Annotated in this window: 29 protein-coding genes; 20 read left to right on the forward strand and 9 right to left on the reverse strand. The window is 46.3% G+C overall.

Annotated features, from left to right (window positions below):
* Window positions 1–151: 151 nt before the first annotated feature.
* From RB160_RS02630 to RB160_RS02645, 4 genes are all read left to right on the forward strand, one after another.
* Window positions 152–304 carry a hypothetical protein gene (locus tag RB160_RS02630; protein WP_316568644.1) on the forward strand — a complete coding sequence of 51 codons (153 nt, stop codon included), beginning with the start codon at window positions 152–154 and terminating at the stop codon, window positions 302–304.
* 181 nt (window positions 305–485) lie between these two features.
* Window positions 486–632: a hypothetical protein gene (locus tag RB160_RS02635; RefSeq protein WP_316568645.1), complete on the forward strand. Its 147-nt coding sequence runs from the start codon at window positions 486–488 to the stop codon at window positions 630–632.
* Between the two features lie 57 nt (window positions 633–689).
* A complete protein-coding gene (locus RB160_RS02640) occupies window positions 690–836 on the forward strand; it encodes a hypothetical protein (protein WP_316568646.1) in 147 nt (48 codons plus the stop codon).
* Window positions 837–944: 108 nt separating this feature from the next.
* Window positions 945–1,142 (forward strand): hypothetical protein, encoded by a 198-nt coding sequence (locus RB160_RS02645; protein ID WP_316568647.1) that lies wholly within the window; start codon window positions 945–947, stop codon window positions 1,140–1,142.
* Between the two features lie 234 nt (window positions 1,143–1,376).
* On the opposite strand, the gene RB160_RS02650 is transcribed toward RB160_RS02645, so the two are convergent.
* The gene (locus RB160_RS02650) at window positions 1,377–1,652 is read right to left on the reverse strand and encodes a hypothetical protein (RefSeq protein WP_316568648.1); all 276 of its coding nucleotides are present in this window, start codon (window positions 1,650–1,652) and stop codon (window positions 1,377–1,379) included.
* A gap of 6 nt (window positions 1,653–1,658) precedes the next feature.
* Between RB160_RS02650 and RB160_RS02655 the strand changes: the two genes are divergently transcribed.
* Window positions 1,659–1,850 carry a hypothetical protein gene (locus RB160_RS02655; protein ID WP_316568649.1) on the forward strand — a complete coding sequence of 64 codons (192 nt, stop codon included), beginning with the start codon at window positions 1,659–1,661 and terminating at the stop codon, window positions 1,848–1,850.
* 158 nt (window positions 1,851–2,008) lie between these two features.
* On the opposite strand, the gene qoxD is transcribed toward RB160_RS02655, so the two are convergent.
* The 4 genes from qoxD to qoxA are packed head-to-tail and all read right to left on the reverse strand — an operon-like array spanning window position 2,009 to window position 5,883.
* Window positions 2,009–2,308 carry a cytochrome aa3 quinol oxidase subunit IV gene (gene qoxD / locus RB160_RS02660; protein ID WP_316568650.1) on the reverse strand — a complete coding sequence of 100 codons (300 nt, stop codon included), beginning with the start codon at window positions 2,306–2,308 and terminating at the stop codon, window positions 2,009–2,011.
* Window positions 2,309–2,917 (reverse strand): cytochrome aa3 quinol oxidase subunit III, encoded by a 609-nt coding sequence (gene qoxC / locus RB160_RS02665; protein ID WP_316568651.1) that lies wholly within the window; start codon window positions 2,915–2,917, stop codon window positions 2,309–2,311.
* The gene (gene qoxB / locus RB160_RS02670; RefSeq protein ID WP_316568652.1) at window positions 2,907–4,883 is read right to left on the reverse strand and encodes a cytochrome aa3 quinol oxidase subunit I; all 1,977 of its coding nucleotides are present in this window, start codon (window positions 4,881–4,883) and stop codon (window positions 2,907–2,909) included. Before qoxB ends, qoxC begins: the two co-directional genes overlap by 11 nt.
* Window positions 4,873–5,883, reverse strand: a complete 1,011-nt coding sequence (qoxA, locus tag RB160_RS02675; protein ID WP_316568653.1) for a cytochrome aa3 quinol oxidase subunit II — start codon at window positions 5,881–5,883, stop codon at window positions 4,873–4,875. Before qoxA ends, qoxB begins: the two co-directional genes overlap by 11 nt.
* Window positions 5,884–6,254: 371 nt before the next feature.
* Between qoxA and RB160_RS02680 the strand changes: the two genes are divergently transcribed.
* The 4 genes from RB160_RS02680 (at window position 6,255) to RB160_RS02695 (ending at window position 8,819) form a co-directional block, all read left to right on the forward strand.
* Window positions 6,255–7,106 (forward strand): STAS domain-containing protein, encoded by an 852-nt coding sequence (locus RB160_RS02680; protein WP_316568654.1) that lies wholly within the window; start codon window positions 6,255–6,257, stop codon window positions 7,104–7,106.
* Window positions 7,107–7,313: 207 nt separating this feature from the next.
* Entirely contained in the window at window positions 7,314–8,153 is an 840-nt protein-coding gene (locus tag RB160_RS02685; RefSeq protein WP_316568655.1) for an EamA family transporter, read from the forward strand.
* Window positions 8,154–8,349: 196 nt separating this feature from the next.
* On the forward strand, window positions 8,350–8,583 hold the full coding sequence (locus tag RB160_RS02690) for a chaperone NapD (protein ID WP_316568656.1): 234 nt from the start codon (window positions 8,350–8,352) through the stop codon (window positions 8,581–8,583).
* 71 nt (window positions 8,584–8,654) lie between these two features.
* Complete coding sequence (locus RB160_RS02695; RefSeq protein WP_316568657.1) at window positions 8,655–8,819, forward strand: hypothetical protein; 165 nt, start codon at window positions 8,655–8,657, stop codon at window positions 8,817–8,819.
* A 38-nt stretch (window positions 8,820–8,857) separates the two neighbouring features.
* Here RB160_RS02695 and RB160_RS02700 read toward each other — a convergent pair whose 3' ends face one another.
* The gene (locus tag RB160_RS02700; protein ID WP_316568658.1) at window positions 8,858–9,121 is read right to left on the reverse strand and encodes a phage holin family protein; all 264 of its coding nucleotides are present in this window, start codon (window positions 9,119–9,121) and stop codon (window positions 8,858–8,860) included.
* Window positions 9,122–9,219: 98 nt separating this feature from the next.
* Complete coding sequence (locus RB160_RS02705; RefSeq protein ID WP_316568659.1) at window positions 9,220–9,495, reverse strand: phage holin family protein; 276 nt, start codon at window positions 9,493–9,495, stop codon at window positions 9,220–9,222.
* Window positions 9,496–9,643: 148 nt separating this feature from the next.
* Between RB160_RS02705 and RB160_RS02710 the strand changes: the two genes are divergently transcribed.
* The 8 genes from RB160_RS02710 to RB160_RS02745 all read left to right on the forward strand — a co-directional run bounded on the left by RB160_RS02710 (window position 9,644) and on the right by RB160_RS02745 (window position 17,119).
* A complete protein-coding gene (locus RB160_RS02710; protein WP_316568660.1) occupies window positions 9,644–10,783 on the forward strand; it encodes an acyltransferase family protein in 1,140 nt (379 codons plus the stop codon).
* A 59-nt stretch (window positions 10,784–10,842) separates the two neighbouring features.
* Window positions 10,843–11,175 carry a hypothetical protein gene (locus tag RB160_RS02715; protein WP_316568661.1) on the forward strand — a complete coding sequence of 111 codons (333 nt, stop codon included), beginning with the start codon at window positions 10,843–10,845 and terminating at the stop codon, window positions 11,173–11,175.
* 211 nt (window positions 11,176–11,386) lie between these two features.
* Window positions 11,387–11,605 carry a DUF1659 domain-containing protein gene (locus RB160_RS02720; protein WP_316568662.1) on the forward strand — a complete coding sequence of 73 codons (219 nt, stop codon included), beginning with the start codon at window positions 11,387–11,389 and terminating at the stop codon, window positions 11,603–11,605.
* 37 nt (window positions 11,606–11,642) lie between these two features.
* Entirely contained in the window at window positions 11,643–11,861 is a 219-nt protein-coding gene (locus RB160_RS02725) for a DUF2922 domain-containing protein (protein WP_316568663.1), read from the forward strand.
* A 163-nt stretch (window positions 11,862–12,024) separates the two neighbouring features.
* Complete coding sequence (locus RB160_RS02730) at window positions 12,025–12,168, forward strand: YvrJ family protein (RefSeq protein ID WP_053366355.1); 144 nt, start codon at window positions 12,025–12,027, stop codon at window positions 12,166–12,168.
* Window positions 12,169–12,341: 173 nt separating this feature from the next.
* Window positions 12,342–12,542, forward strand: coding sequence for a cold-shock protein (locus tag RB160_RS02735; RefSeq protein WP_053366356.1), 201 nt, complete (start codon window positions 12,342–12,344; stop codon window positions 12,540–12,542).
* A 294-nt stretch (window positions 12,543–12,836) separates the two neighbouring features.
* Window positions 12,837–13,985 (forward strand): exonuclease SbcCD subunit D, encoded by a 1,149-nt coding sequence (locus RB160_RS02740; RefSeq protein WP_316568664.1) that lies wholly within the window; start codon window positions 12,837–12,839, stop codon window positions 13,983–13,985.
* Window positions 13,982–17,119 (forward strand): AAA family ATPase, encoded by a 3,138-nt coding sequence (locus RB160_RS02745; RefSeq protein ID WP_316568665.1) that lies wholly within the window; start codon window positions 13,982–13,984, stop codon window positions 17,117–17,119. The genes RB160_RS02740 and RB160_RS02745 overlap by 4 nt, the downstream gene beginning before the upstream one ends.
* Window positions 17,120–17,376: 257 nt before the next feature.
* Here RB160_RS02745 and RB160_RS02750 read toward each other — a convergent pair whose 3' ends face one another.
* Window positions 17,377–17,856 (reverse strand): GNAT family N-acetyltransferase, encoded by a 480-nt coding sequence (locus tag RB160_RS02750; protein ID WP_316568666.1) that lies wholly within the window; start codon window positions 17,854–17,856, stop codon window positions 17,377–17,379.
* A 135-nt stretch (window positions 17,857–17,991) separates the two neighbouring features.
* On the opposite strand from RB160_RS02750, the gene RB160_RS02755 reads away from it, so the two are divergent.
* Window positions 17,992–18,303: a hypothetical protein gene (locus RB160_RS02755; RefSeq protein WP_316568667.1), complete on the forward strand. Its 312-nt coding sequence runs from the start codon at window positions 17,992–17,994 to the stop codon at window positions 18,301–18,303.
* Window positions 18,304–18,407: 104 nt separating this feature from the next.
* Here RB160_RS02755 and RB160_RS02760 read toward each other — a convergent pair whose 3' ends face one another.
* On the reverse strand, window positions 18,408–18,920 hold the full coding sequence (locus RB160_RS02760) for a DUF3231 family protein (RefSeq protein WP_316568668.1): 513 nt from the start codon (window positions 18,918–18,920) through the stop codon (window positions 18,408–18,410).
* A 293-nt stretch (window positions 18,921–19,213) separates the two neighbouring features.
* Between RB160_RS02760 and coaW the strand changes: the two genes are divergently transcribed.
* Window positions 19,214–20,029: a type II pantothenate kinase gene (gene coaW / locus RB160_RS02765; protein ID WP_316568669.1), complete on the forward strand. Its 816-nt coding sequence runs from the start codon at window positions 19,214–19,216 to the stop codon at window positions 20,027–20,029.
* A gap of 285 nt (window positions 20,030–20,314) precedes the next feature.
* The gene (gene selB / locus RB160_RS02770) at window positions 20,315–22,198 is read left to right on the forward strand and encodes a selenocysteine-specific translation elongation factor (protein ID WP_316568670.1); all 1,884 of its coding nucleotides are present in this window, start codon (window positions 20,315–20,317) and stop codon (window positions 22,196–22,198) included.
* Window positions 22,199–22,236 lie beyond the last annotated feature (38 nt).

The following is a 22,236-nucleotide window of genomic DNA, read 5'->3' on the forward strand; positions in this document are numbered from 1 at the left end:
AAACTTTCCCAACAAATATTTCTATAAATGTGAACATTTTGTGACAAAAAACTATTAATTCTGTTAATATAGTAGAAAAGGAAGGAAAGAAGAGGGTGGAGGAATGGGCCGGGTTTTAAAATTCTTTTATCTGGCGATTGGGGTTTTTTGTGTGGCTAGTTTCGTTGTCCTTATGATGAAGCATGCATACCAGCATATGGTGTTGTCTTTTTTCCTAGCTTTATTCAATTTTGGGCTTTACTCGCTATTTAAAAAGGAAGGCAGCGTCCCGCAGCTGCGGCTGATCCGGGGAGGGCGGAGATAGGGCGTAATAAGAGGTTTGCAAGACATATTCGGTGTAATATTGATGGGGTAAAATCCGAAAAGGAAGTCACTCAAATCCTGTTGAGTGACATTGTCGGTGCAAAATCTGAAAAGGAAGTCACTTAAATCCGTTGAGTGACTTTGTTCAGGCAAAATCCAGAAAGGAAGTCACTTAAACTCCGTTGAGTGACATTGTTTGGGCAATATCAGAAAAGGAAGTCACTCAAATCCCGTTGAGTGACTTTGCTTGGGCAAAATTCAAAAAGGAAGTCACTCAAACCCCGTTGAGTGACTTTGTTCGGGCACAATCCAGAAAGGAAGTCACTTAAATCCCTTTAAGTGACTTTGTTTGGGCAATATCAGAAAAGGAAGTCACTCAAATCCCGTTGAGTGACTTTGCTTGGGCAAAATTCAAAACGGAAGTCACTCAAACCCCGTTTAGTGACTTTGTTTGGGCAAAATCGGAAGAGGAAGTCACTCAAACCCCGTTGAGTGACTTTGTTCGGGCAAAATCCAGAAAGGAAGTCACTTAAATCCCTTTCAGTGACTTTGTTTGGGCAATATCAGAAAAGGATGTCACTCAAATCACGTGTAGTGACTTTGCTTGGGCAACATTCAAAAAGGAAGTCACTCAAATCCCGTTGAGTGACTTTGCTTGGGCAACATTCAAAAAGGAAGTCACTCAAATCCCGTTGAGTGACTTTGCTTGGGCAACATTCAAAAAGGAAGTCACTCAAATCCCGTTGAGTGACTTTGCTTGGGCAACATTCAAAAAGGAAGTCACTCAAATCCCGTTGAGTGACTTTGTTCGGGCAAAATCCAGAAAGGAAGTCACTTAAATCCCTTTAAGTGACTTTGTTTGGACAATATCAGAAAAGGAAGTCACTCAAATCACGTTTAGTGACTTTGCTTGGGCAAAATTCAAAAAGGAAGTCACTCAAACCCCGTTTAGTGACTTGGTTTGGGCAAAATCGGAAGAGGAAGTCACTCAAACCCCGTTGAGTGACTTTGTTCGGGCAAAATCCCGAAAGGAAGTCACTTAAATCCCTTTAAGTGACTTTGATTGGACAATATCAGAAAAGGAAGTCACTCAAATCACGTTTAGTGACTTTGCGTGGGCAAAATTCAAAAAGGAAGTCACTCAAACCCCGTTTAGTGACTTGGTTTGGGCAAAATCGGAAGAGGAAGTCACTAAAATCCTGTTGAGTGACTTTGTTTGGGCAAAATCGGAAGAGGAAGTCACTTAAATCCTGTTGAGTGACTTTGTTCGGGCAAAATCCAGAAAGGAAGTCACTTAAATCCTGTTGAGTGACTTTGTTTGGGCAAAATCCAGAAAGGAAGTCACTCAAATCCCGTTGAGTGACATTGTTGGGCCAAAATCCGAAAAGGAAGTCACTAAAATCCTGTTGAGTGACATTGTCGGGGCAAAATCTGAAAAGGAAGTCACTCAAATCCCGTTGAGTGACATTGTCGAGGGAAAATCCGAAAAGGAAGTCACTAAAATTCTGAAAGTGTTCTCATCCAGGAATGAAGTTCGTTTGGTCTGAGAACATGTCATCATCACAAATCAAATGAAAACGCATTCATACAAATTTCCCAACAAATGTCGGGAAGGGGAACGGCAATTATAAATAAAACCCCGTAAGATGACAAAAGCAGGCGACCCAGAGGGAAGCCTGCTTTTTTTACAAACAATAAAGAAAAATCAGTGGGAGTGGCCGGATGTGAGGACCCAGATGGAGCCCGCTACAATGACGAAGGCCAGGAAGAATGCATAGGCCATGTTGATGACATTCGCCTTGCGGTCTTCACCTTCCCTTAGATGCATGAACAAGAACAGCTGGATGGCGGCTTGCACGAATGCAAGCGTGCCGATAAACCACATGATCGTATTTGGTGGAAGGGAGGTCTTCAGTGCCACCCATGCCGCCCCGAGTGTCAGGACGAGCGACCCAAGAAATCCAATGACATGGCTGATAGGAAAACGATTCTCTTGATGATTCATTTAATTCACCAACCCTGCTAAATACACGAATGTAAAAATGAAAATCCATACGACATCAAGGAAGTGCCAGTATAATCCGAAGATAAATGCTTTACGGGCAGTAATCGGTGTAAGGCCGCGCTTCTTCAGCTGGATGATCAACAGGATGGCCCAGCCGATTCCGATTGATACGTGAAGCCCGTGCGTGCCAAGCAGGACGAAGAAGCTTGATAGGAACGCGCTTGTCTGCCAGGTCGCGCCTAAATCGACGTAATGGATGAATTCGCGGATTTCCATGAATAGGAATCCTCCTCCGAGAAGGAGTGTCAGGACTAACCAGAGGATCAATCCTTTCATATTACTCCGGCGCATTTCGTAAATCGCGATGCCCATGGTGAAACTACTAGTTAACAGAAGGAACGTTTGGATTAAGACATCCCTGACGATAAAAATGTCCTGCTGGGTCGGGCCGCCTGCATAGCGTTGGCTCAATACCCCGTATACCGCGAAGAGTGTCGAAAAAAGGACGATTTCAGCTCCAAGGAAGAGCCAGAAGCCGAGAATGTTCATCCTGTTTTGTTCGGTTTGCAGTTCAAGCGGCAATGATGCTGTGTTTGCATTAGCTGACATGGCTCTTCACTCCTTTGCCGAATTTTCTCCACTTGCGCTCAGTCTCAATGATTTCGTCCTTATGGACATGGTAGCCGTCGTTATAGTCAAACGAACGGAAGGCCATTCCTGCAAATATGCCAAGTGCGGCAATACCTGCTGCGATGGTCCATTCGAAGACGAGCAGGAAGCCCGAGACCCCGAAGATAAAGCCCATGTAGATTGGAATCCAGGAATTGCTTGGCATATGGATTTCCTCTATCTCTGAATCTTTTAAAGGCTGAAGTTCATTGTTCTTTTTCATATGCCAGAAAGTATCGAGTGACTTGACTTCTGGGATTTTTGCAAAATTGTAATGCTGAACTGGTGTCGCAGTCGCCCATTCGAGCGTCCTGGCATCCCAAGGGTCGTTGCCGACATTCCGGTCAGCGTAGCGCGCGCTGTAGTAAATGTTGTAGCAAAGTGCTGCGAAGCCCGCCGCTAGAACAAACGCGCCGATAGCGGAAACCATCATTAGCGGGCCGAAGCCTGTTTCAGCTGAATACGTGTACGCGCGGCGTACCGCTCCGTCAAGGCCAAGGAAGAACATTGGCATGAATGTCATATTGAAACCGATGTTGAACAACCAGAAATTCCATTTGCCGATCCGTTCGTTCAGCATATAGCCGAACATTTTTGGCCACCAGTAATACAATCCGGCGAAGATCGGGTACACAACACCCGGAATGAGCACGTAGTGGAAATGGGCCACAAGGAACAATGTATTATGGTACTGATAATCGGCTGCTGCCATTCCTAGCATTACGCCGGTTACCCCTCCAATAACGAATGTTGGTACGAATGCCAGCGACCACATCATCGGCACAGTAAACCGGATACGGCCTTTCCGCATTGTGAATAGCCAGTTGAATACTTTAACCCCGGTCGGAATCGCGATTGCCATTGTTGTAATCGAGAAGATCGAGTTCGCCGCCGGGCTGTTGCCCATCGTATAGAAGTGGTGAACCCAAACGAGCATACTCAATACAGAAATCATGACAATAGAAGCGACCATTGATTTATAGCCATATAGCGTTTTTCTCGCAAAAGTTGAAATGATGTCTGACAGCATTCCGAATGCTGGCAGGACAACGATATAAACTTCAGGGTGTCCCCAAAGCCAGAACAGGTTCGCCCAGAGCATGTCGATCCCGCCGCCGGAAACAGTAAAGAAATGCGTTCCGAAAACCCTGTCGAATGTCATAAGAGCAAGGGCAACTGTAAAGATCGGGAAGCTTGCTGTGATAATGATCGACGTGATGAACGTTGTCCATGTGAACATCGGCATCCTCAACAAGGTCATGCCTTTCGTACGCATCTTAAGGATGGTGACGACAAAGTTGATACCGGTCATCAGTGTGCCGGCCCCGGCGATTTGTAAGGCAACTGCATAAAAGTTGTTGGCAATGCCTGGACTGAATTCCTTGCCGGCGAGCGGGAAGTAGGACGTCCAGCCCGCGTCAGGCGAACCGCCAATGACAAAGCTTATGTTGAAAAGCATCGCACCGCTGAAGGTCAGCCAGAAGCTGAGTGCGTTTAGCTGCGGGAAAGCAACGTCCCTTGCGCCAATCTGGAGCGGGACGGCAAAGTTCATAAGTCCGACCAAAAGCGGCATCGCAACGAACAAAATCATGATGACGCCGTGTGTCGTAAACACTTCATTATAATGCTGCGCATCCAGAAACGTGTTTTCCGGTACGGCCGTTTGCGTTCTCATCATCAAGCCGTCGACGCCGCCACGGAAGAACATCAGGATTCCGACAAGGATGTACATAATCCCGATTTTTTTATGGTCAACCGTCGTTAGCCAGTTGTCCCATAGCCATCTCCATTTTTTGAAATAAGAAAGGGCTGCAACAATCCCGATGGAAGTAAGGGCGATTGCAATTTGTGAGGCAAAAATCAGTGGATCGCCCGTAACAAAAAACTCATCCCATTTAATGCCCACTATGCTCACCTCCGTCTGATTCTTTTGCATGGGAACCTTCATTTTCGTTATGTTCCGATTCTTCAGTTCCTGCATCTTTATTTTTGTAGTTGTTCTCGTCCTCGAAAATTTGCCCTGGCCATCCATGGCCGCGGTCATACATTTCCGGGTTCAAATAGTTTTTCGAATTGCTGTCTGAATGGTCTACCCATTCAAGATGGGTATTGGAGTACGTTTCCCGTCCAAGGTGGGAAGGCTCAAGCTTTTTTAAATAGTCTTCTTTAGTGAGTTTAGGAGCAGTTTCCTGTACTTCCTTCACCCATTTGTCGAAGTCTTCATGGGTCATGGACTGGACTTCGAATTGCTGTTCAGCGAAACCACGCCCGTTAAAGTTGCTGTTTTTTCCGACATAGGAGCCAGGATTGTCCGCAACGAGATACAGCTGGGTTTCCGCTTTGGCCATCGAATATTTCTGGCCGGCAAGAGCTGGGATCCAGAAGCTGTTCATTGTTCCAGCTGATGTCAATTTGAAGTCAATCGGCCTGTCCTCAGGGATGTTCACATAGTTAACCGTCTCAATCCCCTGTTCTGGATAGCTGAAGATCCATTTCCAGTCAGCGGATGTCACTTTAATGACAAGGGGTTCCTGATTTTCGTAGCCTTTAGGGATCTTTTCAGTCGCATAGATTGTTTTTATAGTTGGAATGGTCAATGCGATGATGATAATGATTGGGATGGCGGTCCAAATCGTCTCAAGGACAACGCTCCCATGCTCCTCAGGTGGTTCATAATCCATATTGTCCTTACGTTCGCGGTACTTCCAGACAATATAAATGAACAGGGCAAAAACAACACCTACGACAAGAAGCATCAACACAATCGAGTAGTTGATTAACCCCGTGATTTCCCTAGCGACAGGGCCCTGTGGGTTAAATACAACCATGTTGTTTTCACAGCCTGCCAAAATGGAAATGGTAAAAACAGAAAGCAAAAATGCAATGACTCCCTTTACCTTGCTCACTTTTTCATCTCCTTTTCTCGTACAACAATATGTTCAATTAATCACAAACTATTATCCAGCAGTTCCATAAATAAGAAACGCTGAACAAAAATGGCTCCTTGTTGTGATATTTATCACACATATAGGTCACCGCTATTTTAACATAGATAATTGTGAAGGTTGGCGGGGTAATTGTGAACAAAATATGAAAACAATAATTGTAAAATAATTTCCTTCCATTCCCTATTTAATGGGCAAAATGAGTTTCATTTTGTGATGGTTTTCTTCATCTTTTCTACTTTGGCGTGGAACGAGGTTGAATAAACAGATAATTTGTGAAACTTCAAGATTGCTTGTACCATTAAGGTAAAATCAAACAGTTGGAGGCGTATATGGAGAGAGATTTACATTTGCTTGGGGAAAAATTATATGACCGAAGATTTGAGATTGCCAGGAAGGTCCACGAAATCAGGCTTTCGGAAGCTACATTCGAGCAAAGGCAGCTGCTGTCTACCACAATCAAGGAAGAGGAAATTATTGCGATTAGGGCAAACTTTATTTCCCATTTTGCCGAAACTCTCCTTTATGGGCTGAACAAGGAAGAATCATATGGGAAGATAGAACAATGGGGGAAGGAAACTGGGGAATTTACATACGGTCTGGGCATTCCCCTTAATGAAGCGCTGAAAGATACGAGCTATTACCGGATGTTTATTATTGATGCGTTGGAGGAGGAGATTGAAAAACACAACATGTCCATCAAGACGGTCTTTGCTGTTTCGAGAAAAATTGACCCGCTTCTTGATCATGCGGTCTATTGTTTCAGCCTCACCTATGTCCATTATTATAAGAAGAATCTCGAAGCATCAAAAACGGCTTTCCTTGAGCTATCGGTACCGGTGGTCCCTCTAATGAATGGAATCGCAATTCTGCCCTTGATTGGGAACATCGATACGGAAAGGGCCCAGTTGATAATGGAAGAGGCGCTTGAAGCAGCTGTTAGTCTAAAGCTGACAACACTCATTTTCGATCTTTCCGGCGTGATGATCGTCGACACAATGGTTGCCGATCAGTTGTTCAAGGTCATCAGCGCCATTAAACTTCTCGGGGTAAAATCGATCCTGACAGGAATCCGGCCGGAAATTGCGCAAACTGTCATCAAGATGGGCATCGACTTCAGAAATGTTACCATAAAAGCAACCCTGCAGCAGGCATTCAAAGAAATTGATAGTATGGAAGAATAATAGACAAAGTGAATTTTCCATCAGCTGTTGGTTGACTCTCTTGATTTACGGATTTTAGGTGGCACTTTGCCGTATAGTTAACTGCCCGTGACGTTCGACATAAATCGTTCACATTTTTCAAAAAAAATGCTGTCGCTTTTTCTCTGATAATTCACTATACTTAAAAAGTAATTTAACAAATACATAGTGTAAGAGAGAAGGCTCGGCATGTGGTTCGTTGGGGCAATCGTGACAACGGTTTGTTTCGGGGTAAATAATGCAATCTTCAAATGGAGTACCGGAAAAGGGTATTCAAAAGTTTCGCTGCAATTTTTCTTTTATTTAACCGCATTTATCCTGTCGTTAGGGTATGGGCTTGCATCTGGGGGCTTAAACTTTTCGTTCATTTCCATCGTGCTCGGCGCGGCGATCGGAATCTTGAATGCGAATGGCAATATCCAGATGTCGAAGGCCTATGAGAAGGGGCCGGCGAGCTTGACATCGCCTATTATCTCATCCAATGCGGTGTTTCCAGTCCTGAGTGCGGCACTTATTTTCCATGAACACATCAGTACCATTCAATGGGTCGGGATCTTGATCATCCTTTCATCCGTGGCAGCCATCCAGTACACCCCTGCCAGGAAAGAAGGAAAATCCGATTACTATGCCTGGATATACAGGATCGTTCTTGCGATTTTGTCGTTTGGCGCGCTTGGTATCTTAATGAAGCTTGGATCCACGATGGGCATTAGTTCAATCAGTATTCTTATCTCAATGTATGGCGGCGGGGGCTTGTATTTATTGATCGCCATTATTGCCGGAAAAGAACAAGCCGGGAAGCAGGAAATAAAGATTGGCGCAATCGTCGGCTTGATAAGCATAGCCGGCTACAGCAGCTATTTTTACGCGCTGAAAACAGGTGTAGCAAGCATCGTATTCCCGTTGATCAGCCTCAATTGCCTTATCGTCGTATTCACCGGATGCGTCATCTTTAAAGAAAAAATTCGCGCCTATCAGCTTGTTGGAGTCCTGTCCGCCCTTATAGGAATCGTCCTTATAAAGATGTAGTTCTGAATGCTTCCCGACAATGCACGGGGAGCTTTTTTCTGTTGAAATGATGTTAAAAGCTTTTTTTAAAAAAATAACCATTTCGCCACAACTTTATGAATGATATGTTAACTTATCCAATTTGGCTATGAAGTGGCCGCGGCATCCTTTACCATAATAATGGATAGTTTTATTTAACGTGAAAGGGGGCGAGAGCATGGTCGTATCCGGATATTATATTCAAACAATTGAGGGCAAAGCTATGTCGGCTGCAATCGCGATGAGCAAAATCAAAGGTGTCGATGTGCGCCATATTGAAGAAGACAAAAAAATCATGATAACAATCGAAAGTGATACACCCGGCCAAAACGAAACCATTTCCGACTCCCTTAAATGTATAGAAGGTGTGTTAACTGCATCCGTTGTGTTCAGCAATTACAACGGAATGTGAAGTTTCCGGTTAAAATGCATGTTTCCAGAGCTTCCCGGGAAACTAAGGGAAAAGGAACATGAGGTGGGCATATGGTAAAGTGGGATGAACAAGGTGCGCCGAACAACAACCTTTCCCCAAAGACAATCAGAACTTCCAAGCTGTTGGGCAAGGAAAAGGACCAGGAGTTTTCCGAGGAACTGTCCGACGGCGGCGAGCGGAACCGGATCATTGAAAATAGGAATCGAAAATCATAAAAGCAAAAAGCGATGCCGATGTGCATCGCTTTTTGTTATTATCGCCGGAACTTAAGCCATTTGACCGTTTGTTTATAAAGTTGATGGATGAAGACCGCAAGTGCTGTAACAGTCAGGGCCTTGGTTAATGCGACTAGTGTTAGCCCAAAAACGATAAGTGCTATGATCAGGGCGACAACGAACAGGATCCAGATAATCGCATGCCTTGGTACACTTGATGAGTGCTTTAGGAAATATCCGATGATCCAAAGGACAGGGATCAAATGAAAGAAGTGGGCATGAAGAAATTGAACAAGTGGCATATGTTTCACATCCTTTCACAACACCTTATGGCCAGGTTGAAGAAAAGGATTGTACGTTATCCCAGTTGAAAATGTTTTTTTATTATTATTTCTAGTTTTTATTCGTTTCCGGATTTAAGGCCTTCAATTGTTTGCTTTAGCGTCTGGTGGCCAAAAACTGCAGTCCCTGCCGCCATCAACCCATTTATTATGGCATCTATGCTAAAGCCAAAAGCTATCCACGCCAAGACAAGCGAAATGCCAAACAGATACCAGATGATCGACCAATCAGGAACCCGCGGTGTTTGCTTGAGCGCGTAGCCAATGACCCAGAGGACAGGCACAAGGAAATAATAATTTTGATTCAGAAATTGTATGAAATCCAAGTTTTTCACATCCTTTCAATCTACAATATGGCTGTTGGGGCAAAAGGTTTGTACACTATCCTATAAAGTTGAAAATATTATTTCCATTCTTTTTTTGTGGCTGTAAAATGTAATATAGAACCTGGGGAGGGTTTTTATGGGAGAAGGGGGAGTTCGTTTGGCAAGGAAGCATGACTTGGATTGGCTACGGGTGCTCGCTACGTTTGCCGTTTTCTCGTATCACATTTTGATGTTTTTCAACCCGTGGCCATGGCATGTAAAAAATGGCGAAACGGATTCGCTTGGGGTATTGCTTGTTTCATTGGTGATTGGGACGTGGATCATGCCATTGTTTTTCGCGATTTCGGGAATGACAGCGTCGATTTCTTTTCAAAAACGGCCAATGAAAAGTTATCTGAAAGAACGGCTGGCCAGGCTTGGCATCCCGCTATTGTTCGGGGTAGTTTTCCTCACTCCTCCGCAAGTGTATGCGGAGAGGATTAGCCACCACCAATTTGAAGGAAGCTTTCTTTCGTTTATGGGCCATTATTTTAACGGGCCTTACCTTGATATTGGCGGGGAAGGCAACTTCGGGTTCGCTGGGCATCATCTTTGGTATTTGCTCGTGTTACTCGTCTTTACCTTTATAACGTTGCCTCTATTAAAGAGGATTCCTGCCAGCAAGGGTAAAAGGATTGGAGCTGTCACACTTTTATTTGTGCCGACTTTGGCCCTGGCCGCTGCTGCGGCGTTTGTGGACATTGTCAATCTCGGCGGCTATGACCTTGTTTTTTATTTGATAATCTTTTTATATGGGTATTATTATTTTTCAACTGACGCATTTGATAGGATTACTGAAAAATACTTTGTGCTGAATTGTTTCTTTGCCGTTTCGGGGACCAGCCTGTTTATCTTTTTATTTTTGCAGTCGTTTTATGGCGGAGGCTTTTTTGAACGGGCGGCGTTCTGGGGCGCGAAAACGATTAGCGGGTATTTTACGATGATGGTGTTTTTTACGTTGGCGAGGAGGCATCTAACTAGGAAAAATAGATTCCTTGTCTACTGGAATGAAGCGGCAATGCCTTTTTATGTCCTCCATCAGCCGATTATTGTCGGGATTGGCTTTTTCCTAGCCGATACGAGTTGGGGAGTGGGCACAAAACTGCCTGTTTTGGCTGTGGGAGCTTTCGCAATCATCCTTGTCCTCTACCAGTTTGTTGTAAAACAAAACCATATCCTCCGCCTGTTTTTTGGCATGAAGGGGAAAGCGGCTGGTCCATTGGCCATTGTTCCAAGTAGCCGGGAGATTGGGAAATAATTGATTAATTGGCAGTCTTTTCTGTAAAATGAAGGTAGAAACAGGTGAGGGGGAGTATATTGAAAAATAAAAAGATAGTTATTTTTCTGTTGGCTCTTGTAGTGGAAGTCCTGATTACATACGCGGTCGCCACGAAGTTTTCGGTCCGCTTTATTGAGGTTATGTTTTTCATCGGCCTTGCCTTCACGGCCGTTTCCTTTTATTTCTCGAGCAGCGGGGGCACGACGTCCGATTTCGGCAACCTTTCTACGAGTGCGCAAACCGGTTTGATCCAAAAGCGTCAAGAGTTTGTGTTAAGGAGGGGGCCAATTTTTACAGCCTCGCTTCTGTTTATGGCAATTGGACTCATTTTCTTTATACTATTAGTAGCAGGAATAATACCGCCTGCTTAATCGAGGGAACTGTTTGCAGCCTAGAGGAATATAAGGCTGTTATTATGATATTGATAAAAAACGCTGTGTAGTGGCGTAAACTCATTTTCAGCCTGGGGGAAACTTCGGGCTGTTTTTTTATTTTTTTAAAAAAATGAAAGGTTTTTAATACCCACCATGTCCTATTTATCCCCCAAGCCTATATATAACGGGTGAAAGGAGGTGATAGACAATGGCACAGGCATTTCTCGCAGATTCTAAACTGCGCCTCGTTTTTGAAACTGGCGTGAATGAAAAGGGGGAAGCAATTTTTAAGTCGAAAACGTTCAGCAATTTGAAGACGGAAGCGACTCCAGACCAGATGCACATGGCTGTTACTGCAATCGCGGCTCTATCCGCGGATCCATTGAGCGTGGCCGAACGGAACGACCGCTCGGAAATCATCGGTTAATCGGTAAAAAATCTGAACAGGCAGGAGGTGAATTAGGATGGCGAAATCATTGGAGCTAAGCTTTATGACGGAAGCCGGGAAGGTTTCAAGGCTTACAATCGAAAACCCGAAGGAACCGATTGATCCCGCGCTTGTGAAACAATCAATGGAAAATATCATCGCGGCTGGCATTTTCGCAACGCCAAACGGCAACTACACAGCTGTTGAAGGCGCGAGGGTAATCGAACGCAACGTAACCGATTACGAAATCGTTTAATAATGGAGGGGCCGGTCACGTTTTGAAGCCGGCTCCTTTTTTAAAAAAGTAAGGCCAATAAAATTGCCCGCCTCTTGGGGTGGGAAGCCAACAAAGAAATTGAAAATGAACAAAGGGCTAGGGAAGTTTAACCCAACAAAAAACAGGGAATGGAGGTAAGCAAATGGATCAGATTATCCCGATTATTAGCGAAGTCGGCTTTCCAATTGCGGTGACGCTATACCTGCTGTACAGGATTGAAACCCGCCTCGACCTGGTCGTCCAGTCGATCCAGGACTTGCCGGGAAGGTTGAGCGACCGGATGTAAAGGTCAGTAAACCGCCTAAATCTTTACAGTACTGATGAAATATGGTATAGTTGTTAAAGCCGTTAAGCGGATTGGCGCTTCGAAATGGGGTTTTCGCAGCATGCTAAAAGGTCTGATGGCGAAATTTACATGTTGGCCGCACTTGGCCAATAGCAATAGGAGGATTTTGTTACATGAAAAACGGTAAAGTTAAATGGTTCAACGCGGAAAAAGGTTTTGGCTTCATTGAGACAGAGGAAGGCAACGACGTGTTTGTCCACTTCTCTGCGATTCAATCCGAAGGCTTCAAATCTCTTGAGGAAGGCGAGGAAGTTTCTTTCGAAATCGTTGAAGGAGCACGCGGCCCTCAAGCAGCCAACGTTACGAAATTATAATAGCCAGACCCGATAAAGAACAGCCAGGCCTAGCGCCTGGCTGTTTTTGTATAGTAGCAAAGTGGCGAGATTCCCGAAAATGAAATTGTGGTATAATTTGGGTGTGATTCTCATATGGCATCTTCATTCCTATTTGGGCGGAGTTCGCCAAATTGGTGAAAGCGACTCTATATGGCGAAGAAATAGAATCTCCATTTAATAGTATCCAAGGTTTACCTTATTTTGGTTTTGCCAACAGAGTAGAGTAGTGTCTTATAATGATAGAAAACAAGAAAATTGGAAGAGGTGGGGAACATGAAGTTTATCCATACAGCGGATTGGCATCTTGGCAAATTGGTCCACGGCGTCTACATGACCGGCCATCAGCGAGAAGTGCTCGAACAATTCATCAACCTGGTGGACGAGGAAAAGCCGGATGCCGTTGTCATCGCTGGAGATTTGTATGACCGCTCCGTGCCGCCAATTGATGCTGTCAATTTACTGGACGAAATTCTATTTAAATTGAATGTTGAGTTGAAAACACCGATTGTCTCGATTGCCGGAAACCATGACAGTGCAGACCGCCTCTCGTTCGGGAGTTCATGGTACAGGCACAGCCATTTTTATTTGAGCGGAAAATTGACTGATAGCTTCAAACCTGTAATTATTAACGGCGTCAATTTTTATTTGCTGCCCTATGCTGAACCCGGGGCAGTCAAGGAATTGCTGGATGACCACTCGATACATACCCATCATGATGCAATGAAGGCACTAATCGGAAGGATTGAGGATGAACTGAATCCGAATGAGCCAAATGTACTTGTCGGGCATGCATTTGTGACCGGCGGGGAAACATGCGAATCCGAACGGCTGCTTTCAGTCGGGACTTCCGGCAATGTAGGAGCCGAACTGTTCGCGCCATTTTCCTATACGGCGCTCGGCCATCTTCACAGCCCGAATGCGATCCGCCATGAAACGATTAAATATTCCGGCTCTCTATTAAAATATTCTTTTTCAGAGGCGAAACATAAAAAGTCGATATCAATCATTGAGATGGAGGGCAACGGCACCTTCTCCATCCGTGAAAGGTCGCTTGCGCCTACAAAGGATATGCGCGAGCTCGAAGGCTATCTGGACGAGCTGCTCGACCCGGCATTTTATGAAAAGCAGAAGAGTGACGATTATTTAAAGGTGACACTCCTTGATGAAGGAGCGATCCTCGACCCAATGGGCAAGCTGCGCCAGGTCTACCCGAATGTAATGCACCTCGAAAGAAAGTCCGATATCGCCGACCAAAAACGAAACAACGGATTTTCGATAGCCGATAGCAGGAAAAAGAAATCCGAACTTGATTTATTCGAGCAATTTTACAAGGAGATGACCGCCCAGGAGTTCACCGATGAGAAAAAATCGGTCGTAGCTAGCGTTATCGAAACCGCAGTCAAGGAGGAATTGCCGGTATGAGGCCAATTACATTGACGATGCAGGCTTTCGGTCCTTACGCGGGCAGGGAAACAATCCAATTCTCTACACTCGGCAATAGGACGATGTTTGTCATTTCCGGAAAGACAGGATCCGGGAAGACAACCATTTTCGATGCGATCAGCTATGCGATTTATGGGAAAGCAAGCGGTGAGGACCGGACCGGCGCCGATTTACGGAGCCAATTTGCGAAGGATGATGTGATTACGGAAGTCTCGCTCGAATTTTCGCTGCGTGACAAACGGTACATCATTGTCCGCACGCCCCAGCAGGAAAGGCGGAAGGAGAGAGGCGAAGGGACAAGGACGCTTCCCGCGACCGCTAACCTTTACATGGTCGATGAACACGGCCGCCAGCAATTGCTCGCATCCAAAGTGACCGAAGTCGAAGAACGGATTAAGGAAATTATGCTCATCGACAGCAACCAGTTCCGCCAAATCCTGATGATTCCGCAGGGCGAATTCCGAAAATTGCTGACGTCCGACAGCAAAGACAAGGAAGTGATTCTCCAGCGCCTTTTCCATACGCAAATTTACAAGCTTGTCGAGGAAAAACTGAGGACCGAAGCCCAGGATTTGAAAAAGAAAGTGGAAGACAGGATTGCGAAACGAAGCGATGAACTGAAACGGATCCAGGCGTCCTTCAACGAGGAACTGATCGCGCTCATGGAAGCCGGCAGCGTAAACGACAATCTCATTCTCCCGCTGCTTGCGGATGAAATCAACGAGATGGGTGCGGAAATCGATGTGCTTACCGAAAGGGTATCCGCCAAACGGGCTGAACAGGACAAGCTGAAGCAGCAATACTTTGAGGCGGAAGCAATCTTAAAGCAATTCCGTGACAAGGAAGCGCTTGAAGCGAAGAAACAATCGCTTGATAGCCGGAAGGATCTTTTCCTAGAAAAAGAAAAGCAGATTGTCCTCGCAAGAAAGGCCGCATTGCTCGCTTCGCAGGAGGAGCTTTGCCACCGTTTGAAAAAAGACGTCGATGGCGCGAGGGTTACCGTGTCCGGGCTTGAGGAAAACCTGAAACGCCTTATTGAAATGAAGGCTGCCAGGGAAAAGGAATATGAAATCGAAAAAAGCCGCGAACAGGAGCGCCAGGACCTTTTGGAACAGGCAAACCGGCTTTTGAACATGAAGGATGATGTGCATTCCTTCGCGGAAGTCCAGGGAAACCTATCGAATATGGAAGGTTTGCTTGAGCGGAAGAAAACGCGATTTGCGGCCGTTGAAGGGAAACTTGCGGAGATCGAGGGCGAGGAAAGGGCGCTTCTTTTAAAAAAGGCCGAAATAGACCAGACGAAAATCGCGAAGATTGAAAATGAGCGAAGCCTCGAAAAAGTTGAAAACACTTTTGGATTGCTTGAAAAACTGGGAGGCCTTAAGGCCAGATACCAGCAGGCATCAACGGATCTTGAAAGGAAAAAGGCTGCCTTCGAATTAGCGGAGAATGGATTTCTTGAAGCAAGGCGGCATGTGGAGCAGCTTGAAGAGCAATGGTTGAAAGGGCAGGCGTCAATTCTGGCCGCAACGCTTCAACCTGGAGACCAATGCCCTGTGTGTGGGTCCAACCATCACCCGGCACCCGCGCATGGAACCGACGGCGAAATACCAGATGAGCAAGCACTGAGGGTTGCCAAGAAAAATGCGTCCCAGCATGAGCAGGAAAAGGTGAAAGCGGAAAGCGCATATCTCGAAAGCAAATCGGCCGCGTCCAGGCTGTCCGAGGATGTGGAGGCCGCTTCTGGCGAACTTGGCAAAATAGCGCCGGAATTTATTGCTAATGGGGAAGAAGCATTCCGTACAGCGCTACTTGGCGAGAAAAAGGCCCTTTTCACAGCGAAGGAACAGATTGCGGCGATTCTCGCGCAGGAAACGCATGTCGGGAAACTCCTGAGCGGAATTGAGGAAACCCGGTTATCCCTAAAGAATGAGCTCGATGCGTTAAGGGTGGAACTTGGTGACCTCTCCGTCCGAATCGCGGAGCTGAAGGCGCAGTTTAACAGGATGCTTGCAATTGTACCGGAAGGCCTTCGCTCGGTACCTGTGTATGAAAAAACGCTTAACGACGTGAAAAGCCGTCACGAATTGCTTGTAAAGCAGCTCGAACAGGCCCAAAAACGTCTTCAGGAAGCGGTAGAAAAGTCCGGTGCGGAAGCAGCCCGGCTCGAGGATGCGCGTCTTTATTTTACGAAAAAGGAAAAGGAACTCGCTGAAGAGCGGGAAAGCTTCCGTTCGCAAATGCTTGCGAGGGGCTTCGAAAATTATTCCGCATACGAGAGGGCAAGGCTGAAGGAAGACGAAATTGCCCGGATTGAAGAGGAAGTAAAGACGTATAACGAAGAAATGAAAGTATGCGCGGAACGATTGTCCGAGCTTTCAGGAAAACTTGCCGGCGTGCAGCCGCCGAACCTGGATGCCCTAACCGAATCGCTCACTGCCATCGCGGCGGAAATCGACACCCTTCATAAACGCGGGACGGATCTTTATTTACGGAAAAACCAGAACGAGGAAATCTTGCATCGCGTCGAAAGCCTGAATCAGGAAATGAAGCAGCTTGAGGAACGCTATCGCATTGTCGGAGACCTGTCGGATATCGCGAGGGGCCAGAACTCGTATCGCCTCACCTTCGAACGCTACGTTCTCGCCGCCTTCCTTGATGATATTTTACGGGAAGCGAACGGAAGACTTTCCAAAATGACATCCGGACGCTTCCAGCTACGGAGGAAAACAGACCGCTCGAAAGGAAATGTCCAGAGCGGCCTCGAACTGCTCGTATTCGACCAGTATACATCCCAGGAGCGCCATGTAAAAACGCTCTCGGGCGGTGAAAGCTTCAAGGCTGCGTTGTCGCTCGCACTCGGGCTGGCGGATGTCGTCCAGGCCAATGCAGGCGGCGTATCGCTTGAAACGATGTTCATCGATGAAGGCTTCGGGACACTTGACCCGGAATCGCTCGAACAGGCAATCGATGCACTTATAGACATCCAGTCGACCGGCAGGCTTGTCGGCATCATCTCGCACGTACCGGAACTGAAAGAACGCATTGACGCCAGGTTAGAGGTAACCTCAACTCAATCCGGAAGCAAAACCGAGTTTGTGATAGGGGTTTAAACAGGCGTAATTTTATGGTGAAGACCGTTTTGATGGGGTTTTGTGGTTGAATCGGTCTTTGCGATCCAATAGTTTACAGATGAAGACCGTTTCAAAGGATTCTTAGCCTTGAAACGGTCTTCATTTTTTAATAAAAACGGAATGAACATCCCTGAACACTCCAACATGGCCTTGTCTAGCCGGCTTTTCGTAAAATTGCCGTTAGTTATCCAAAGGTAGGGGCGCTAACATCCGATAATGTATTCCCCAGCGCAATGTCACACATGAACATTTTTAAATTCCTGGATGGTCCTCCGGTTGGCATCGGTTGTTTCACTATAGCTACCATTAGTATACTGGCCGATTACTTTACGCCAAAATGCTTTCGCGGGGTCGTTGGCTTCGATTTGCGTAATCCGCCACCTGCCGGGGAACATTGAGAACAATTTTAATGCAGCCTGCCTGCCGTACCCAAAGCCGTTGTATTTCCGGATAACCTGGAATTCCTCGATTGAATTTGGATTTTCTTCATTCCCTGTGGCAACGAGAGCAAAGCCAATGAGTTCGTCGTCAAGTTTTATGAAAAAAGGGTGGCGGTTTGGTTCTACCCAATAAGAGGTTAAGTCAAAACGCTTATACGTTCCGTCCTGTTCCAATTTGATTTCTGGCTTTAACGCTGCAAATTCATAAATATAGAATTGCATTAAATGATGGAGTGTTTCTTCTTCTTCTTTTTTTACCCTAACTAGATTGATCATCTTTTTCCCCCTCTCCCGTATATTCGTTGTCCTGCCAATAAATCCCTTCTTGGTTTGAACTTTTGCAAAAGCGGATATGTAGAAAGCAAACGAAACGATACACATTCTGCTTCATACATGAGAGGAGAATTCCATATGAGGATTGTATATGGATTAATGACAAACACAGGAAGCGGCAATGAATTTTTGTATGACCTGGGGGTTTGGGAGACTGAGGAAGCGGCAAATGACTATCTATCGAACAAGCTTCCGCATTCGACAAGGATTTGGGTTGAGAAGATTGAAATCAATGATGCCTCCCCGGAACAGTTTATTCCGATAACTGAAAACATGATCGAATGCAGCCAGTGCGGAATTGAGTACAGCCCTGAAGACATCCATGTAATCGAAGGCATGGAAGTGTGCCTGGACTGTGAACCGGCTTTAGATCAAAACTTGACTGGCTAATACGTAAAAGCAAAAAGGATGGCGGCCGCCATCCTTTTTTGATCGATTTCGGAGTTATAATGAAGTCATGCTAAGTCGGACAGAGGGTAGAGAAAAATCCGGCATTACTCTTCCATTGGTTTTTGCATATGGAGCGGCGGCGGGATGAGCCAGCCTTTTTCTTTGTTTAGCCTCAAATAACGGGCGGCTTGTTGCGCCTTTGTCATATGGAATTCGCCGAACAGCATCGCGATATCTTCCCGGATACAATTTCCCATTGCTCCGCTGCACATCACCAATCCAGCCGCAAGATTTGCGGATGCCGCATAGGAAATTTCGTTATCCATAAACCTTGCTCCGGGCGGGATGCTCTCCAAATCCGCCAGTGGCCTCTCAGGTGGCGTAGGCGGGAGACCAATCCCGTTTTCTTTTAAAATATCCTCGACCCGCTTTTCTTCATTTTGGCATGTTTGGATCGATTCCTCGATCAAATTCCTTAAATCCTTGTCGCCGATATGGTTTAGGAACGTTTGGTAAGCAGCCTTCATTGCCTTGCTGCCAGCCATATAAGACCAAAGCGCATACACTTCACCATAATGCAGAGGTTCTGATTGCGGGTTTCCACTCAAAATTCCCATAATTACACTCCCTTTTGTAAAATAATCCACATCATCTTACTTAGTGTCCCTCCGATGGCAAAAATTATCCGAATCACAGAAAGTTAGGTGCAAAAAAAAAGAATTTTAACCCCTGGTCTTTTCCAAATACAATCTAGACATTATGAATTCAACTTTTCAAATGATGACTGGTACCCCAAATGGCCATTCTCAAAATTGAAGTGTCAAATAAATGGTGGAGGGAGCCCAAAGCTGGAATTTTCAAACAACTCAACTATAATAAAAAACAAGTAATGCAGAAATGGGGGACTAGGATGGAAGCGGGCAGGATTGGAATTGACGCGGGCGGTACGCTGGTGAAGATTGCCTATGAAGAAAGCGGAAGGATTAAGTACAGGAAAGCCGGATATAAGGAAGCGAAAGAGTTGCTCAATTGGCTGAAGCTTATCGCACCAAGTGCTTCCCCTTCAGTCACGGGCGGAAAGGCCTTGTGGATAAAAGAGAATTTTTTTCCGAACGCCCGGCTTGTCCATGAATTCGAGGCGGTCTGCTCGGGTGTTGATATTCTCCTCAGGAAAGAAAATAACACTACGGCGGGGCAATTTATCGTCGTGAATATAGGTACTGGAACATCTATTTTCCTCGCTGGAGAAGGAAAGTGCCACCGCATCGGGGGAAGCGGCCTTGGCGGCGGAACCTTGACTGGGCTCGGCAACCTGCTCACAGGAACGGAAGATTTCTCCGAGATTGTCGGCATGGCAGCCGCCGGTTCAAGGCAGCATGTTGATTTATTGGTGAAGGACATATATGGAGGACGAGATGAACCGCTGAACGGAGACATGACGGCGGCCAATTTTGCAAAAGGGAAGGGTGAGGGGAAGGAGGACCTCACGGCGGCGCTTATCAATATGATCGCGGAAACAATTATTCTGCTCACTTCGCAGCTTGCCAGGGCGAACAAAGTGGACACAATCGTGTATGCCGGCAGCACGCTGGCCGGAAATGCGCCTTTAAAGGACGCCCTGTCCGCTTATACAGGTGCATTTGGCCTTAAACCGGTTTTCCTCGGGAACGGGGAATATTGCGGGGCACTCGGGGCGCTAATGGCTGAAAGTGCAACTGAGCACTGACTAGCGCTTGAAAAGAAAATCATTACTAGTCCTGCCAAGCTGACTGGCTTTTTGGATGGGATTCTTGATATGAACCTTGGAATATGCCAGCGCATGAAAAGAGGTTCCTGAACTAACGGCAGTACTGGCTGTGCTAGGGAAAGCCTTAATAAACATCAGGTAGGCCCTTGCCGGAAACAGGTTCCTGGGTAAACAGCCAATCCGCCCGCTTTTAAAAAGAGTTTCTTGAACAAACCAGCCGTTTCAGTCAGAATATAGGGAGAATGGTTGAAGAAGGTGGCTTATTTGGAAAAACGGTTTTTTACGATTGGCATGGCGGGCCATATTGACCACGGGAAAACGTCGCTTACAAAGGCGCTGACCAACGTCGACACGGACCGGCTGAAAGAGGAAAAAGAACGGCAAATTTCAATTGAGTTGGGCTTTGCCCCGCTTTATGAAGATAACGAAATTCAAATTTCCGTCATTGATGTTCCCGGCCATGAACGGTTCATTAGGCAGATGATTGCCGGGGTTGCGGGAATCGACCTTGTTGTCCTCGTTGTTGCCGCGGATGAAGGCGTTATGCCGCAGACGAGGGAGCATCTCGATATTCTTGGATTCCTCGGGATCAAAAACGGCATTGTAGCGATCACGAAGATGGACCGGGTTGAAGAGGAGTTTATCGAGCTTGTAAAAGATGACATCCTTGAAGAGCTGCAGGGTACTGTTTTTGAAAACGCGCCATTCATGCTCGTTGATTCCCTTTCGAAAAAAGGAATCGAAGAACTGAAACAATTGATTATCGCAACCTTGAAAGAACAGGAAATGCGCGATGCCCGCGGCGCGTTCAGGCTTCCGATTGATCAGGTGTTCACGGTAAAGGGACAGGGGACGGTCGTCCGAGGAACTGTTTATGAAGGAGCGGTCGAAGAGGGACAAGCGCTGAAAATCATGCCGAAGGGAATTGAAGTCCGGGCGAGGCAGCTTCAGGTTCACCATAAACCGGCGCAGAAAGCGTATGCCGGCCAAAGGGCAGCGATCAATCTTTCAGGAGTGGCGAAGGAGGACCTTGAACGGGGTGATGTCCTTGTTTCCTCCGAGCATTTCATCGTTTCAAAAACGCTTGATGTTGCAATTAGGGTCGTCGAAGACCTTGATTATATGGTAAAACAACGCATGCCTGTAAAACTCCATATCGGCACAGCCGAAGTAATGGGACGGATTGTCTTTTTTGACCGGAACGAATTGAAGGAAGAGTCCGGAGAAATCCTTTGCCAGCTCCGGCTTGAGGAGGAAGTACTGACGAAACGCGGCGACCGATTCATCCTCCGCCGTCCGAGCCCGCAGGAAACGATTGGCGGTGGCTGGGTCATCGATCCTCGCGGCAATAAGTACCGGTTCGGGAATCAGACAATTGAAGAATTGGAGAAAAAGAAGGCGGGCAAGCCGAAGGAACGTATTGCCGCGGCGCTCTATGAGGCGAAAAGCCTTGGCTTTAACGAGCTGATCAAACGGACTGCGCTCGATAGCGACATTTTAGCTGCCGAGCTTGAAGACGAAAGCTTCCTTCTGTATAACGGGAAGGAATTCACTCTGCTGCAGCTAGTGGATTCAATTACGGAAGATATGTACGACCGGCTTCAGGACTACCACCAGCAACATCCGATGAAGCAGGGGCTGAATAAAGCCGAGCTTCTCCAATCAATGAACAAATCCTTCCCGCGCGGACTCCTCGATTTTACGGTGGAGAACGCGATTGGCAAGGGGACGTTTAAACGGGGCGGACAGTTCGTGTCCCTCGCCGATTTTACACGCCATGTCCCGAAAAACTGGCAAAAACGCGCCGAGAACCTTGTCGAAGAATTGAAGAAGGATGGGCTGCAGGTAAAATATCTTGCGGACTATTTTTCGGCCGCTGGAATTCCTGATTCCCTTGCCGGAGATTTGGAAAGATTTCTTGAGGAAACAGGGCAGCTTGTCCCGCTTGATGGCCAGTATTTTTACCATGGCGATGTTTTTGAAAAAGCAGTCCAGACACTGCGAGTAAGTACCGGCCCTGAGTTCGAGGTCGGCGACGCAAAGGATGCATTGGGCCTATCCAGGAAATACATGATTCCATTCCTCGAACGTCTCGACGCTAAAGGACTCACAAAACGCGTTGAAAACAAACGCGTTTGGCAAAACTAACTGAAAAAAACCGACCCAGTTCACTCCTAGAGGGTTCG

Origin of the sequence: Neobacillus sp. YIM B06451, assembly GCF_032667185.1 — a bacterium.
Taxonomy (GTDB): Bacteria; Bacillota; Bacilli; order Bacillales; family Cytobacillaceae; genus Bacillus_D.

Bases quoted from the DNA above. Each gene is read 5' to 3' on its own strand.
- qoxD (WP_316568650.1), bottom strand. From the start codon at position 2,308: ATGAATCATCAAGAGAATCGTTTTCCTATCAGCCATGTCATTGGATTT.
- qoxC (WP_316568651.1), bottom strand. From the start codon at position 2,917: ATGTCAGCTAATGCAAACACAGCATCATTGCCGCTTGAACTGCAAACC.
- RB160_RS02680 (WP_316568654.1), top strand. From the start codon at position 6,255: ATGGAGAGAGATTTACATTTGCTTGGGGAAAAATTATATGACCGAAGA.
- RB160_RS02685 (WP_316568655.1), top strand. From the start codon at position 7,314: ATGTGGTTCGTTGGGGCAATCGTGACAACGGTTTGTTTCGGGGTAAAT.
- RB160_RS02690 (WP_316568656.1), top strand. From the start codon at position 8,350: ATGGTCGTATCCGGATATTATATTCAAACAATTGAGGGCAAAGCTATG.
- RB160_RS02695 (WP_316568657.1), top strand. From the start codon at position 8,655: ATGGTAAAGTGGGATGAACAAGGTGCGCCGAACAACAACCTTTCCCCA.
- RB160_RS02700 (WP_316568658.1), bottom strand. From the start codon at position 9,121: ATGCCACTTGTTCAATTTCTTCATGCCCACTTCTTTCATTTGATCCCT.
- RB160_RS02720 (WP_316568662.1), top strand. From the start codon at position 11,387: ATGGCACAGGCATTTCTCGCAGATTCTAAACTGCGCCTCGTTTTTGAA.
- RB160_RS02725 (WP_316568663.1), top strand. From the start codon at position 11,643: ATGGCGAAATCATTGGAGCTAAGCTTTATGACGGAAGCCGGGAAGGTT.
- RB160_RS02730 (WP_053366355.1), top strand. From the start codon at position 12,025: ATGGATCAGATTATCCCGATTATTAGCGAAGTCGGCTTTCCAATTGCG.
- RB160_RS02735 (WP_053366356.1), top strand. From the start codon at position 12,342: ATGAAAAACGGTAAAGTTAAATGGTTCAACGCGGAAAAAGGTTTTGGC.
- RB160_RS02740 (WP_316568664.1), top strand. From the start codon at position 12,837: ATGAAGTTTATCCATACAGCGGATTGGCATCTTGGCAAATTGGTCCAC.
- RB160_RS02745 (WP_316568665.1), top strand. From the start codon at position 13,982: ATGAGGCCAATTACATTGACGATGCAGGCTTTCGGTCCTTACGCGGGC.
- RB160_RS02750 (WP_316568666.1), bottom strand. From the start codon at position 17,856: ATGATCAATCTAGTTAGGGTAAAAAAAGAAGAAGAAGAAACACTCCAT.
- RB160_RS02755 (WP_316568667.1), top strand. From the start codon at position 17,992: ATGAGGATTGTATATGGATTAATGACAAACACAGGAAGCGGCAATGAA.
- RB160_RS02760 (WP_316568668.1), bottom strand. From the start codon at position 18,920: ATGGGAATTTTGAGTGGAAACCCGCAATCAGAACCTCTGCATTATGGT.
- coaW (WP_316568669.1), top strand. From the start codon at position 19,214: ATGGAAGCGGGCAGGATTGGAATTGACGCGGGCGGTACGCTGGTGAAG.